This window comes from Corynebacterium sp. HMSC036E10 (assembly GCF_001836265.1).
In the GTDB taxonomy this organism is placed as follows: Bacteria; Actinomycetota; Actinomycetes; order Mycobacteriales; family Mycobacteriaceae; genus Corynebacterium; species Corynebacterium coyleae.
Genome location: NZ_KV827937.1, coordinates 1 through 14776, shown reverse-complemented (window position 1 = coordinate 14776; position 14776 = coordinate 1). Strand labels below are relative to the sequence as shown.

The following is a 14776-nucleotide window of genomic DNA, read 5'->3' as shown; positions in this document are numbered from 1 at the left end:
CGGATGTAAAAGATCCTGGGGAAGCTGCCACTTCGCCCAGGTTCAAAACCGTTCCTGTAATCACCACACCAGGTGCATCACACACGGATATAACCAGCATAGACGAGTTGGAGAAACTCGAATACGAATACATCGATGTGCCACTGGAGCTTCGCATCAACCGTCACGGTGTCGTTGCCGTTTGCGGCTACTCGCTCTATGTCGGTCTTCGCTTTGCAGACAGAGATATCTTTAGTCACGTCACCGTCGATAATGTCGCCGAGTTCTACACCGCTCACGACGGAGAATTCCTGTTTAGTTTTCCGTTGCCGATCAAGCTCAAACACCGCCCCACCGGTGGACAGATCAACATCAACCACGTCGAAGGTATGACGCACCGTCGTCCACCGAAGCTACGTCATGACCTATCCAAACCCAGACCAAAGCGAGCCAAACCCACCCGGAAAAACTACGGCTAGGACGTGTCCAGAAAGTGACCGGACTCCTTGTCCAATAAGTGACTGGACTCCATGTCCAAAATGTTCATGGACATAACACGTCTAGTTGTGCCGCGAGGGAGCTAGACGATCAGGGAGCAGGGCGGGCAACAGGGCGGCGCGGCGGAAGGGCGGCTCACCGGCGCCGGCAACAGGGCGGCGTGAAACTAGTCGAAGTCGAAGGTTTCGGGCTCGTACTTCGGCGTCGTGGAAGTAGGCACCAGGGCGGCGAGGGCGGACTCGCGGGACATGCCGCACACCATCAGCAGGTCCACGATCAGGGAGCGGGTCTGCGCGAGGATGGCGTAGGCGGACAGGACGGCATCCTTGGGCACGATATCCATGCCGGCGGCCTGGCCCGCAGCACGCAACTCGTTGACGCATTCCGGGATGACGGTGGCCTGGGCGACGCGGGAGTTCACGTCGTAGACCTCGGAAAGTTCGAGGCAGACGCGGGACAAGGTGTCCAAGAGCTCGATTTGTTGTTCGGTGATGGTGTCGCTGTCCTCGACAAGAACGTGAGCCCGGCGCGCGAGCACACGGGAGGTACGCACCGCGTTGTCCACCGGCGGGATCACGCGCGCCAGGGAGTTGATGTAGCGGCGAGTGCCCCACAAAAACGGAGAGACACGGCTGGCTTCTTCGCCGGACTTGATCGCGGCGGCTAAGTCATCGATACCCGTTTGGGTGCCACGGATCTGCTCGAGGGCCTCGTCGATGATGTTGGGGTTGCGTTCGCGGAGGCCGGTGGCCACGTCGTCGAGAACCGAAGAGACGATGCCCATCACTTTGGACACTTCCGCGCGGGCCTCCGACATCGGAGCCTGAGGCACCAGGGCGATGACTGCCATTGCGATCAGGCAGCCGATGATGGCGTCGATAGTGCGGTCCACGCCGGTGAACTCGCTACCAGGCGGCATGATTGTCGCGATCAGGATCGAACCGATCGCGGCCTGATTATTCACCAGAACTGACTTGCTCAAAAACGACGCGATCAACAACGACCCGGCGACAATCACCGCGATCTGCCAGCCGCCGGCGCCGAGCCGGTAGAAAATCAGGTCGCCCACCAGCACGCCGAGCACGCAGCCCATGGCCATCTCCACCGACTTCGACACACGGTCGCCGCCCGTCATGCCAATGATGATCACCGTGGCAATCGGGGCGAAAAACGGCCGGGCGTGACCCATCACGTCGTGCGCAATGTAGTACGCGAACCCGGCGGCCAAGGCGATCTGCAAAATTGGCAACAACCGCTTCCGCACACGCTTCACCCGCGACTGCAGCGACTTATCAACCAACTGCAGTCGGGCGCGCGTGCCCATCCTCTGCTTAGCCATGGTTAAACAGCTTAGGCCCGAAAGGGAAAACCTCCCTGGGCTGTGGGGCCCGGGGAGGTGGTGTCGTCGATAAGCAGTGGCTTACTTGGAAACCGACTTGCCCACCGAGTGGAGGTCCTGGCACGCCTCGATGACGCGCGCAGCCATAGCGTTCTCGGCCTTCTTCAGGTAGGAACGCGGGTCGTACATCTTCTTGTTGCCCACCTCGCCATCAATCTTGAGCACACCGTCGTAGTTCTCAAACATGTGCGACACAACCGGGCGGGTGAACGCGTACTGAGTATCCGTGTCCACGTTCATCTTGATCACGCCGTAACGTAGGGACTCCTCGATCTTCTCCTTCTCGGAGCCGGAGCCGCCGTGGAAGACGAAGTCGAACGGATTCGTGCCCTCAGCCAGGCCGAGCTTCTTCTCCGCAACCTTCTGGCCCATATCCAGGACCTCGGGGCGCAGCTTCACGTTGCCCGGCTTGTACACGCCGTGGACATTGCCGAAGGTGGCAGCCAGCAGGTAGCGGCCATTCTCGCCGGTACCCAGGGCATCAACGGTCTTGGCGAAGTCCTCCTCCGAGGTGTACAGGTTCGCGCCGGCCTTCGCCTCAACGCCGTCCTCTTCACCACCGACAACACCAATCTCCACCTCGAGAATGATGTTCGCAGCGCGAGCCTTAGCAAGGAGTTCCTGGGCGATCTCCAGGTTCTCGTCGATAGGAACCGCGGAACCATCCCACATGTGGGACTGGAACAACGGCAGCTCGCCGGCGTTCACGCGCTCCTGGGAGTAAGCGATGAGCGGACGCACATAGTCGTCGAGCACTTCCTTCTGGCAGTGGTCGGTGTGCAGTGCAATGTTGACGTCGTAATGCTTCGCCACCTCATGTGCAAACGCAGCCAACGCCTTCGCGCCCGTCACCTTGTTCTTCACAGCCTGACCAGACGCAAACTCCGCACCACCGATGGAGAACTGAATGATGCCGTCCGACTCCGCCTCCGCGAACCCCTTAATGGCCGCGTTGATCGTCTCCGAAGACGTGCAGTTAATCGCCGGAAACGCGTAGCCGCCCTTCTTGGCGGAATCCAGCATCTGGTTATAGACCTCGGGGGTTGCGATAGGCATGAAAATCCTCCTGGGATTGGGACCGTTTACGCACACCAGTATGCCCGTTTTACGCCATTGCTGCAGACACCTTCGCCGCTGCTTCAAGCAGCATCCAGCCGGAGAGTTGGACGGAGAGGTCGCGTTCGTCGATACGCACGAGCCCCACGGCCTCGCTAATCGACGCCGGCCCCAACCCATAGTTATGCGGCAGCCGCGCATCCTCGGTCCACTCCGCGGCGAAAACCGGCAGGCCGTCGACCTCCAGGCGGTGCGACCACAGCGACTCGGCGGACTGCATGACCAGGCGCGCCGCGATCTTCTTCGTGGCGATGTTCTCCTTCGAATCCTCCGGCAGACGCGTGGCCACGTCGGCGAGGTAGCGCGCGAGGATGCCCTTGAACAGGCCGCCGTCGCCCTCGCCGGACTCCTCCGGCGGGCTCAGCAGCACGCCCTGCGGAGTGGCCATCTCCAGGGCGATGGCCTGCACGATCGCGCGGATGTGGGTGATGTAGAACATGGAAGCATCGGCGCGCTCGGAGTTTTCGAACGAGTCGATGGGTTCGTCGTGGGCCAGGCCGACATCCTCGCGCAGCGCGAGCGCGATCTCCAGGCTCGCGCCGAGCACCGTGCCCTGATTGTAGGTGTAAATCTTATCGACGACCTCAGGCCCCGACATACGCATCCGAACACCGTCGCTGAGCAGACCGTCCTCGCGCACCAGGTTGTCAAAGATCCAGTCGACGATCTCGCGCGCCTTATCCAACCGGCCCGTGCGCGCGAACACCATCGCGGCGGTCGCGTTCGACGGAATGTTGTAGAACGTCTCCCCCGTACGCCACGGCAGCACGCCCACCACCGGGTCGATGCCCGAGAGCAGGTCAAACTCCAGATCCTCGAGCACCTTCGAGCGTTTCGACGACACCTTGCCGTTATTCTTCGGCAACTGCCCCACACGCGCCCAGGCAAGCGCAAGCCACGCCTTGTCGTCGTAGTAAATGTTGCGGGTCAAGCGGCCGCGGCTACGCCCCTGGATCGTGCGCATCGTCTGGAGGATCCGGCGCCGACGCGTCTTCGTCGGACGTCGCATCGCCGCATCCACCTGGCAATCCAGGTACTGCGCCTGCCACCAGTAGTGCCAGTGCCAAAACAGCTTGTCTTTCAGCCCCGGCGGCCAGGCGACGACGGCCATGTTGGTCTTCGGCAACATCCAGAGCTTCTGGGCGTGACGTTCAGTAATTGCCGATTCCGCCAAATCAGCACGATGCGCCCAGGTTTCAGGCACTGATGTCTCCTCTAAGTAGTGACGTTTCCACGTATGTTGCCAGTTATTTTGCCTGTTATATTGCCAGACCGCGCCGTTTTGCTACCACGCGTGAGACAGGTCTGCATGCTGGCGGATCCAGGCATGCATGGCGATCCCCGCCGCCACGCCCGCGTTAATCGAGCGCGTCGAGCCGAATTGGGCGATTGAGCAGGTCATCACCGCCGCCTCCTGGGCGGCCTCGGTCACGCCGGGGCCTTCCTGCCCGAAGAGGAGCACGCACTCGCGGGGCAGCTCGGCTGTTTCCAGGGGTACGCATCCGGGGGTGTTATCGATGGCCACGACAGCGATGCCCTCGCCGTTCGCCCACTCGATGAGATCCGCGACCGTTTCGTGGTGACGAATATGTTGGTAGCGGTCCGTCACCATCGCGCCGCGCCGGTTCCAACGCTTCCGGCCCACGATGTGGACCTCCTTGGCCAGAAACGCGTTCGCGGTGCGCACGACGGTGCCGATGTTCATGTCGTTTTCAAAGTTCTCAATCGCGACATGGAACGGGTGCCGGCGCGTATCCAGATCTGCGACGACCGCGTCCAGCGACCAGTAACGGTAGGCATCGACAACGTTTCGGGTGTCGCCGTGTTCGAGGTACTCCGGGTCGTAGCGCGGATCATCCGGCCACTCGCCCTCCCAGGGGCCCACACCGTGGCGGCCCTCCATCCACTCGGTCGGGCCCTTCCCGTTATCTAACTCAGGCAAGCCCGAGATCCTCCAGGCCCAGCAGGTAGCGGTACTCCAGGCCGGCGTCCGCAATCACCTTGTCCGCACCCGTCGCACGATCCACCACCGTGGCCACCGCAACCACCTCGGCGCCCTCCGCACGGCAGGCCTCCACGGCGGTCAGCGGGGAGTTGCCGGTCGTGGTGGTGTCCTCCACCACCAGCACGCGCTTGCCCTTGATGGACGGGCCCTCGATGCGGCGCTGCATACCGTGCTTCTTCGCTTCCTTGCGCACCACAAACGCGTCGATCGGGCGCCCCTCCGCATGCATCACGGCAGTAGCCACTGGGTCCGCGCCCAGGGTCAGGCCGCCAACAGCGTCGAAGTCCAGGTCAGCGGTGAGTTCACGCAGCAGTTTGCCGATCAGCGGGCTGGCCTCGTGGTGCAGCGTCGCGCGACGCAGATCCACGTAGTAATCAGCCTCCTTGCCCGACGACAGCGTTACCTTCCCGTGCACCACGGCAAGCTCTTTGACCAGTTCAGCAAGTTGTTCTTTCATCATTTCTCCTCAGAATCAAAAATCGACGACGGTCCCTGCACACGCTTTACCCGTGTCAGGTCGGTGCCGGTGCGCTCGTCGCCAGCAATCGCGGCAACATCGTCGCCACCAAGATCGCGCTCCTCGACCTCACCGCGCTCCCCACCCGTGACCCGCGTGGGCAGCTCCACCGGATCTTCCGGCCGCTCAGGGCCCGCTTGCTTTTCGACGACCCCCTGCACCTTCTCCTCCCCCACCCACAACGGAGCATCCTCGACCGGCGGGAGTGTGCGCGCAGCATCCGCCAGCAGCGCCACCGCGGCCAACGACGCATCCCAATCCTGCGCCGTTGACCCCGGCGCGAACTGGGCAATCACCCACGCCCCCTCGAACCACACCGCGTTGACTGCGGGCGGGAGGGTGGATAAGGCGGTGCGCACGCGGTCGTCGATAAGCCTGCGCGCAGGACCAACACTCGTGGCATGGACCGTGAACGCGCCCTCGCGGGTGGCCTCCACCAGGTCATCGTCGCGCTGTGTCGGCTCGAACCCGTCGCGGCGCATATCCACCACAACGTCCGCCTCGCAGCCCGTGGGCACTGCAAGCACCGTCGTCTCCCCCAAATCCGCCAAGTGCAGATCATGGCCGAACGCGGAGCCCGACACGACCTCGCGCGCCGTCGCCCCCGCAGACGCCGCACCACGGCGCCACTCCGCCGCCAGCAGATCGTCTACCTTGGCAAACGTAAATCCGTGCTGCCGCGCCCACGTACGCCGTGGGCTTCGTTCACGCGCATCAGCGACAAACAGCGCAACACCAGCGGCGAGCGCCACAAACGCGAGAACTAACAGCACAGCAATCATCAGCGACGATGTTACAGCGCCCGCCGACACGACACGCTAAACACGCGTAACCACGCGGTTCTCCTTATTCGCACTCCACTGCGACCAACCGCCCACATAGTGCGTCAACACCGGCAGGCCAGCGTGCTCCATCGCCGCCAACAACTTCGCCGAGTGGTTGCCCGAACCCGAATACGTAATCACGCTCTCCGGATCCGTGTTCTGGGTAATGCCGACCTCCGCCAGGCGGCCGCGGATGGTGTTGGTGTCCTTGATCAGGTGCGTGGTGTCGTCGAAAAGATCTGTCACTGGCAGATTCACCGCACCCGGAATGTGACCCGCGCGCAGGTCCAGGATCTCGCGGCGGCCTGCGAAACGGCGCGCGCTCCTCGCGTCCAGGATCATGCCCTCAAACTCGCGGACATCCTCCATCGACGCCGTCGGCATACTCCCCGGCTCCAGGCGCTCCGGCTCGCGCGGCACCACAATGCCACCCGGGCCCGCCACCGTGGGGAGCTTCTCGCGCTTCCACGCCGCAAACCCACCATCCACGATGTGCACATCAGTCACGCCCACCCAACGCAAAATCCACCACGTGCGCGCCGCGAACAGCCCGTTGCCACCGTCGTAGATGTACACCGGGCGATCCTCCTCGATCCCCCAATTCGCAACCGCCTTCTTCACCACACCAAACGCCGGCAACGGGTTACGCCCCGCCTTGCGCCCCGGCAGCCCCGCCAACTGCGACGACGGATCACAAAACAACGCCGTCGGCACATGCTCAGACTGAAACTTCGACCACGCCTTACCAGCCTCCGGCTCCCAGAGCGAAGCAATAACGGTCTGCTTCAGGCCAGCCTGAATACGTTCATTGAGATCCGCGGCAGAAACGAAAACGCTCATGCGCGCAAGTGTAACGAGGTTTCGGGGTCGGGGCGCGGTGTAAGGCGGTTGGTGCCGCTGCTAAGCCATGTAGCCCGGAGCAAGCTGAATCGCACCCTGCTCCGCCAAACCGCCAAGCCACTCCGCGATTCCCTCGCGCGGACAATCCGCACCAATGCTCGCCGCCAACATGCCACCAGGGCCCAACTCCACGCGACACCCAAACGCCAGCAGCGTCGCCGCAATCTCCTGCGGACTCTCATCCTCCGGCAACACACGCACCGTCGACGCGCCCCCACGCACCACCACACGATCCACATGGAACGCGCCCCCAACCAGCACGCACTCCACAATGTCCCCCAATGCGAGCGTCGTATCGACGAACGGCACACTCGCCACCACAAACAAATTCGACCCAATCTGCTGAGCCCGAAGCTGCTCACTCTCCACACCAGGAATGACAACACGGGTGAGAATCGTCGTAGTCGGCTGCATAAGGGGCAGTGTATCGCGGAGTGGACGGATTGTTGGAAGGGTTGGTGGTTTGTGGGCTTTCGGTGGCTGTGCGCCGTCGCCCCCTTCGACGAAGTCACAGTGCTAAACGAAACGAGGGCCTTGCAAGCAACAAATGCTTCAACAAGACCCTCACCGCCGAAGACAAGGTCTATCAAGACGGTCTGTCGGCTAGTGTACAGAAAAACACTAAATACGGAATCCAAACGGGGGTTGGAATGAAAAGAAAAATCGAATGGGTTTCCCAAAAACGGCTGCAACCGTATCTTGAACAAACCGCTAACAAAGAAGAATCCGCTTGGGCTCTGTACGAGTGGAACGCAGCCGTGTCAGCAGCACTGTCCGAAGTAATTCACCACGTGGAAGTACTCCTAAGGAACTCCATGATGCAAAAGCTGGAGACCATCCACCCTCTTGCTTTCCCATGGAACGTTCACACCGACAACACAGTAGGCAAAGTTGCAGCGCGGTTGACTAACAAAACTCACCAAACCGCACCAGATGAAAACGACATAATCTCGCAGTTAAATCTCGGTTTCTGGGTCCAGCTCATTCATTCAAAAGATTTTCAAGTGGCTGAGCTTTGGAACACTCACCTGAACTCCGTGTTTCCAGGCAAGAGCGATAGGAAAGTAGTTGGGCGTGCACTCGAGGACCTTCGAGAGCTGCGCAATAGAGTCTCCCACCAGGACTCACTGCTCCACGTCGACCCCATCGTTGAACTCCGAAAGATCCTCAGACTCGCAAAATGGATTGATCCAGACGCGGCAACTTGGATCGAATCAATCTCAAAGGTTGATGAGGTCTTGCAAGACCGCCCTGGAAACGTTTACGAACCTGACACCGTTCTCTTCGCTTCTACGAGAAACACCACAGTTCAGCGTAGTGCGAATAAATCATTCCGATACCCACTGTTCGACACTTATCACCATCAATCGGCAATAATTCTTGAGGACTCAGTTCGAGTGAGCCGAGAGGTCAAACACCTAGGTTTCTACCTGCCGAAAGACGATCCTAAGAACAACCCTCAACCATCATCTTTTCTTCCTGATACCCCTGAAGCACACATCGCAAAAGTATTTCCCCTTATTCAAGAACGATTCGTCCCCCAAGACTGGTCTCACAACGAAGTCAAGCGGCTAAAGAATGGGGACCAGCGCGATCAAAGGATTGCAGCAGTCATGGGGTTCGGCCTAAGCAAGGGGTACCGCGCCGACCGGAGCTACATCATCTACCTGTTATCGGGACCTACAGACCCAGATACTGCTAGAACCTCAGCAGTGATCATCCACGATCAATCCGGTAAGGGTTCTGCTTTTGTGAAACTCAACCGGTATCTGAGACTCGACTCCCTCAAAGGAGCGCACCAAACCTCAGATCTCATTTAACTCACACAACGTGGAATCTTCGTTCCTCGCTCACTGCCTAACCGGCCTCCCTCACGTTTCTCCTGCAACGACGGTGAAGCCGAAGAACACCGAGAATAGGAAGCTAATCTTTACTCGACGATGTGTCTAGAACAGAGCGGGCATGTCAAGGTGCGGACCCGAACACGACAAAGCCCGGAGCCAGCCGGAAAAACCGTACTGACTGCGGGCTTTGGGCTGCAGGCTGCAGGCTAAACCACAGACGCCAAACGCCTAGTACTTGATGGACATACGGCCAGCGATCTTGCCGTTGCGCATGTCCTCAAACACCTTGTTCACGTCGTCGAGCTCGCACGCCGTGACATGCGGCTTCACCTCGCCGCGGGCGTAGAAGTCGAGCGCCTCCGCCATGTCCTGACGGGTGCCGACCAGCGAGCCGCGGATGGTGATGCCGCGCAGCACGATGTCGAAGATCGGTGCCGGGAACTCCCCCGGAGGCAGGCCGTTGAAGACGATCGTGCCGTTGGAGCGGCACATCGCGATGGCCTGGCCGAATGCAGCCGGGTGCACCGCCGTGACCAGCACGCCGTGCGCGCCGCCGTCGGTGAACTCCTGCACGGCCTCACCCGGGTCGGTGTTAGCAGCGTTAACGGTGAACTCGGCGCCGAGTTCCTTGGCAAGTTCGAGCTTGTCGTCGGCAATGTCCACCGCGATCACGCGCATGCCCATGGCCACGCCGTACTGCACTGCGAGGTGGCCGAGGCCGCCGATGCCGGAGATGACCATGAACTGGCCTGGCTTCGTCTGCGCTTCCTTCAATCCCTTGTACACGGTGACGCCAGCGCAGAGGATCGGTGCGACCTCGACCGGGTCGGCGCCCTCCGGGATGCGTGGGGCGTATCGCGTATCGACGAGCATGTACTCACCGAAGGAACCATCCACCGTGTAGCCGCCGTACTCTGCCTGCTTACAGTACGTCTCACGGCCGGTACGACAGAACTCGCACTCACCACATGCGGACCAGAGCCAAGCGTTGCCGACCATGTCGCCAACCTTGACCGAATGCTCACCCGGACCCAACTCGATGACCTCACCGACGCCCTCGTGACCAGGCACGAACGGCGGAGCCGGCTTCACCGGCCAGTCACCTTCCACTGCGTGGAGGTCGGTGTGGCAGATGCCGCTGGCGGAGAGCTTCACCAGTGCCTGGAACGGGCCCGGCTTGGGAAGGTCGATTTCCTTGACATTGACGGTTGGGCCGAACTGTTCGGCAACTGCTGCGCGCATAGAAGTTGGGGTGGACATGTGGTGCTCCTTTCCTAAAGGGGACGGTCGCCATGAATGATACGGATCACACCGGGGTACGTCGAGTGAATTGAAACACGTTTTCATTAAGCGACAAATGTCCGGGAAAAGGAGCGTACAGAAGAAAAGGCCGGGCGGATTTTCTCCACCCGACCTGGGCTTACAGCGACAGCACCGAACTAGGCGGCGGTGACGCCAGCAGTAACGTCGAGGAACTCGCCGCCGTCGGCAACATCAACGTGGACGGTGTCGCCGTCGCGGATGTCACCGGCCAACAACTTCTTCGCCAGACGGTCACCGATGGCCTGCTGGATCAGGCGACGCAGCGGACGAGCACCGTAGGCCGGGTCGTAGCCGCGATCTGCGAGCCAGGACTTCGCCGAATCCGACACCTCCAGCACCAGGCGACGGGCGGCGAGACGCTCGGCCAGGCCCTCCAGCTGAATGTCGACGATGCCGACCAACTGGTCCTTGCTCAACGGGTCGAACACCACAACATCGTCGAGACGGTTGATGAACTCCGGCTTGAAGTGGCGCTTCACAGCCTCCATGATCTGGTCGCGGTCACCACCAGCGCCCAGGTTGGAGGTCAGAATCACCACCGTGTTGCGGAAGTCGACGGTGCGACCCTGACCGTCGGTGAGGCGCCCCTCATCCAGCACTTGGAGAAGTACATCGAAGACGTCAGGGTGGGCCTTCTCTACCTCGTCGAAAAGCACGAGCGAGTACGGGCGACGACGAACAGCCTCAGTGAGCTGGCCGCCAGCGTCGTAGCCGACGTATCCCGGAGGGGCACCGACCAGGCGCGCAACCGAGTGCTTCTCACCGTATTCGGACATGTCGATGCGGATCATTGCGGTTTCGTCGTCGAAAAGGAACTCCGAAAGCGACTTGGCCAACTCCGTCTTACCCACACCCGTCGGGCCGAGGAAGAGGAACGAGCCGATCGGACGGTTCGGATCCGCCACGCCCGCACGGGAGCGACGCACCGCGTCCGACACCGCGACGACGGCTTCTTTCTGGCCGACGACACGCTCACCCAGCACAGATTCCATGTTGAGCAGCTTCTCGGTCTCGCCCTGCATCATCTTGCCAGCTGGAATGCCCGTCCAGGAAGAGACGACATCGGCGATGATGTCCGGCGTGACTTCCTCCTCCAGCATCGTCTTGTTGCTGGCCTCGGACTCCGCCTTGGCCACCTCCGCTTCCAGTTCAGGGATGCGCCCGTAGCGCAGCTCGGAGACCTTGGCGTAGTCGCCGTCACGCTCCGCAATCTCGGACTCGTTGCGCAGGCGCTCGAGCTCCTCCTTCGCAGACTGGACCTTGTTCACCTCAGCCTTCTCGTTCTCCCAACGAGCCTTCATCTCACCGAGACGTTCACGCTGGTCAGCGAGTTCCTCGCGCAAGTGCTCGAGGCGCTGCTTCGACGCCGCGTCGGACTCCTTCTGCAGCGCGATCTCCTCGATTTCTAGACGACGAACAATACGCTCCAGCTCATCAATCTCCTGCGGGGAAGAATCGATTTGCATACGGAGGCGGGAGCCGGCTTCGTCGACAAGATCGATCGCCTTATCCGGCAGGAACCGGTTCGTGATGTAGCGGTTGGAAAGCTCCGCCGCCGACACCAGCGCCGAGTCCTGGATGCGCACACCGTGGTGCACCTCGTAGCGCTCCTTCAGGCCACGCAGGATGCCGATCGTGTCCTCGACCGTCGGCTCCCCAACGTAAACCTGCTGGAAGCGACGCTCCAGGGCGGCATCCTTCTCGATGTACTGACGGTACTCATCCAGCGTCGTCGCACCGACCAGACGCAGCTCACCGCGAGCCAGCAACGGCTTAATCATGTTGCCGGCATCCATCGCGGAATCACCGGTGGCGCCGGCGCCGACAATGGTGTGCAGCTCGTCGATAAACGTAATGATCTGGCCGTTCGACTCCTTAATCTCATCGAGCACAGCCTTCAGACGCTCCTCGAACTCACCGCGGTACTTCGCGCCCGCAACCATCGAGCCAAGATCCAACGAAATCAGGGTCTTGCCCTTCAGGCTCTCCGGGACGTCGCCCGCCACAATGCGGCGCGCAAGCCCCTCAACGATCGCAGTCTTACCGACGCCCGGCTCACCGATCAGCACCGGATTGTTCTTCGTACGACGGGAAAGCACCTGAACCACACGGCGAATCTCCGAATCGCGGCCGATCACCGGGTCAATCTTGCCCTCACGCGCACGAGCAGTCAGGTCCGTCGAGTACTTCTGCAGCGCCTGGAACTGATCCTCCGGATTCTCCGAGGTGACCTTCTTGCCGCCGCGAACCGACGGGAACGCCTCCTTGAGCGCCTCAAACGTTGCGCCACGCTTCTGCAGCAACTCGGCCGCATCGTCCTTACCCTTCGCAATCGCGGCGAGGAGAACATCGGCGGAAACGTACTCGTCGCCAAGTTCACCTGCAAGATCCTGCGCAACACTCAGCGCCGTCTGCAGATCCCTATTAATCCCCGGGTTGGCCATGCCCTGGCCCTCCGCGCTCGGGTAACCGCTAATCAGCTCGCCAGCCTCGCGCGCCACCGTCTCCGGATCCACACCCGTGGCCTTGAGCACCGGGGCAGCAATGCCGCCGTCCTGCTTCAGTAACGCCTCAAGCACATGAGCCGGGCGCATATCCGGGTTCCCCGCAGCCGACGCACGCATCTGCGCTTGCTGCAAAGCCTCCTGCGTCTTCTGTGTGTACTTCGATGCCATATCGCATCATCCTTTCGTGCCTAAATTTTGTTTCGCACTATGTGTAACGCACGAGAAGTTGAGTCTGTTCCTGTCAACACGAAAAAAGTTGCGCGGGAGTGGCTCAAGGTGGGGTTGGTGGGGTGTTTTCGCTGGTCGTCTAGTTGCGTGGCAGTGCGTGCTAGACGATCAGCTTTCGTCGAAAATGTTTCCCCAGGTGATGATGGAAACGATGGTCGATAAAAGAAAGATCGTCTAGTCGCGCAAAAGAGCAGCTAGACGATCAGGGGGAGGCCAGCTCCTTTAAAAGACCAAAGGGCTTTGAAGACACGTTTTTCAACGTTTTTACCTCATGCTTTTTGCCCAACACTGCTCCCCGATAGGCAAATAAGTGTTGTGCAAGACAACATGTGCAATTAGCATTATGCCTACAGCGCCAACCCGAGAAGGATAAAGCTGGGTTCCCGAATGGGAGTAGGGCTTCGGCCTGAGAATTCCTTTGCTCCGAGGGTTGGCGTTTTTATTTTCCTACTTTTCTCTTAAGCGCGTCGAGGCACCCTTCTGGGTCCTTCTGCAGATAACCAACTACAAACTCGACGGCCTGCTGGGAATATGTCCACATTGTCGCATTCTCTCCAGCCGTACTGCGGTCGTAGGCGTACCGTTCGTCGTCCCGGAGTTGAAAAACTTTGATGAAAAGATCGAAGTCATACTTGTTAAATCTGCGTTTTTCTCCACGGTGATAGATGGTTGTCTTCGACTTTGCGAGGCGCTTGAGCACCTCGTTAACCGCTAATTTTTTGGTGTACGGGTAGTAACTAGCTGCATCGCGGACATCCTTGACAATGGCAATGCCCGCATCAGCATCGCTATCGATGTAGACATTGAGATCAGCATCCTTTGACTTCTTAACGATGCGGAGGTTCGTCTCATAAATCGCAGCAGCGGCTCCCCCTTCACCTGTACCAGCCGCGTCTGCTGCAAACTGCCTCATTTTTAGGAGCTTCTCCGCGACGTGTGGTTCATATTTTGCCCGGATAACGTCGGGGTCAATAGCACCACGACGCACAGCAAGCGTGAGGTGATTTTCCGGAATTAATTCACTTACAGACTCCCCATGCAGCTCGAGCAGTTTGTCTGCATAGTTCATCACTGACTTCTGCAGGAATGGACCGATAAAGATCTCATACTCGTCAGTAATGAAATGCGTATTGATGTTACGGAAGCGGATGATCTCAGCCATGTTCACCCGTAATGGATCTTTGTCGTTCGTAAAAATTTTCTTCAGGCAATCCGCAAGCGCGATTGTCTTCCCCGGCTCATCGGGGTAGTAGATAGCCTCGACTCCTCGTTCTTTGACTAAGTACGCCTTGAGCATGAGCTCCCAAGCATTACAAAGAAATATCGAGCAGGACTCAGCGTGATATTTCAGAGTCGGACGGTTGTAAAGCTCCAACGCAAGAATGAAGGCTTCTTTACTCTTCTCCAAAAGGCGCTGGACGATCTCTTCATACCCCATTTCCATAACGACTCAGTCTAACGATCAACGCGACGCCCTTAGTGCTGGTCGTCTAGTTGCGCGGCAGTGCGTGCTAGACGATCAGCTTTCGTCGAAAATGTTTCCCCAGGTGATGATGGAAACGATGGTCGATAAAAGAAAGATCGTCTAGTTGCACAAAAACGCAGCTAGACGTGTTATGTCCATGAACATTTTGGA

12 protein-coding genes and 1 pseudogene are annotated in these 14776 nt (G+C 59.8%); 2 read left to right on the top strand and 11 right to left on the bottom strand.

The genetic code is table 11. From position 1 onward, the window contains the following. Positions 1 to 458 (top strand): annotated as a pseudogene (locus tag HMPREF2736_RS12490) (transposase); the annotation flags it as partial. 185 nt (positions 459 to 643) lie between these two features. Here HMPREF2736_RS12490 and HMPREF2736_RS01125 read toward each other — a convergent pair. The 8 genes from HMPREF2736_RS01125 to HMPREF2736_RS01090 form a co-directional block, all read right to left on the bottom strand. Then, the gene (locus HMPREF2736_RS01125) at positions 644 to 1816 is read right to left on the bottom strand and encodes an FUSC family protein (protein WP_070569065.1); all 1173 of its coding nucleotides are present in this window, start codon (positions 1814 to 1816) and stop codon (positions 644 to 646) included. A gap of 81 nt (positions 1817 to 1897) precedes the next feature. Next, positions 1898 to 2932: a class II fructose-bisphosphate aldolase gene (gene fbaA / locus HMPREF2736_RS01120; RefSeq protein WP_070450105.1), complete on the bottom strand. Its 1035-nt coding sequence runs from the start codon at positions 2930 to 2932 to the stop codon at positions 1898 to 1900. 49 nt (positions 2933 to 2981) lie between these two features. Then, positions 2982 to 4196: a glycoside hydrolase family 76 protein gene (locus HMPREF2736_RS01115; RefSeq protein WP_070423262.1), complete on the bottom strand. Its 1215-nt coding sequence runs from the start codon at positions 4194 to 4196 to the stop codon at positions 2982 to 2984. Between the two features lie 81 nt (positions 4197 to 4277). Then, positions 4278 to 4895 carry a TrmH family RNA methyltransferase gene (locus HMPREF2736_RS01110; RefSeq protein WP_070423341.1) on the bottom strand — a complete coding sequence of 206 codons (618 nt, stop codon included), beginning with the start codon at positions 4893 to 4895 and terminating at the stop codon, positions 4278 to 4280. Between the two features lie 31 nt (positions 4896 to 4926). After that, the gene (gene pyrE, locus HMPREF2736_RS01105; RefSeq protein ID WP_246821242.1) at positions 4927 to 5454 is read right to left on the bottom strand and encodes an orotate phosphoribosyltransferase; all 528 of its coding nucleotides are present in this window, start codon (positions 5452 to 5454) and stop codon (positions 4927 to 4929) included. After that, entirely contained in the window at positions 5454 to 6296 is an 843-nt protein-coding gene (locus HMPREF2736_RS01100) for a type III secretion system chaperone family protein (RefSeq protein ID WP_070828714.1), read from the bottom strand. Before HMPREF2736_RS01100 ends, pyrE begins: the two co-directional genes overlap by 1 nt. Before the next feature lie 36 nt (positions 6297 to 6332). Continuing rightward, positions 6333 to 7178, bottom strand: a complete 846-nt coding sequence (locus HMPREF2736_RS01095) for a sulfurtransferase (protein WP_070423264.1) — start codon at positions 7176 to 7178, stop codon at positions 6333 to 6335. A 60-nt stretch (positions 7179 to 7238) separates the two neighbouring features. Continuing rightward, positions 7239 to 7652 carry a DUF4265 domain-containing protein gene (locus tag HMPREF2736_RS01090; protein ID WP_070450118.1) on the bottom strand — a complete coding sequence of 138 codons (414 nt, stop codon included), beginning with the start codon at positions 7650 to 7652 and terminating at the stop codon, positions 7239 to 7241. 20 nt (positions 7653 to 7672) lie between these two features. On the opposite strand from HMPREF2736_RS01090, the gene HMPREF2736_RS01085 reads away from it, so the two are divergent. Next, positions 7673 to 9058 carry a hypothetical protein gene (locus HMPREF2736_RS01085; RefSeq protein WP_141761569.1) on the top strand — a complete coding sequence of 462 codons (1386 nt, stop codon included), beginning with the start codon at positions 7673 to 7675 and terminating at the stop codon, positions 9056 to 9058. 252 nt (positions 9059 to 9310) lie between these two features. On the opposite strand, the gene adhP is transcribed toward HMPREF2736_RS01085, so the two are convergent. From adhP to HMPREF2736_RS01070, 3 genes are all read right to left on the bottom strand, one after another. After that, positions 9311 to 10342 (bottom strand): alcohol dehydrogenase AdhP, encoded by a 1032-nt coding sequence (gene adhP, locus HMPREF2736_RS01080; RefSeq protein WP_070828711.1) that lies wholly within the window; start codon positions 10340 to 10342, stop codon positions 9311 to 9313. A 179-nt stretch (positions 10343 to 10521) separates the two neighbouring features. After that, positions 10522 to 13080 (bottom strand): ATP-dependent chaperone ClpB, encoded by a 2559-nt coding sequence (clpB, locus tag HMPREF2736_RS01075; protein WP_070450124.1) that lies wholly within the window; start codon positions 13078 to 13080, stop codon positions 10522 to 10524. A gap of 499 nt (positions 13081 to 13579) precedes the next feature. Further along, entirely contained in the window at positions 13580 to 14584 is a 1005-nt protein-coding gene (locus HMPREF2736_RS01070; protein WP_141761568.1) for a DUF3644 domain-containing protein, read from the bottom strand. Positions 14585 to 14776: the final 192 nt, after the last annotated feature.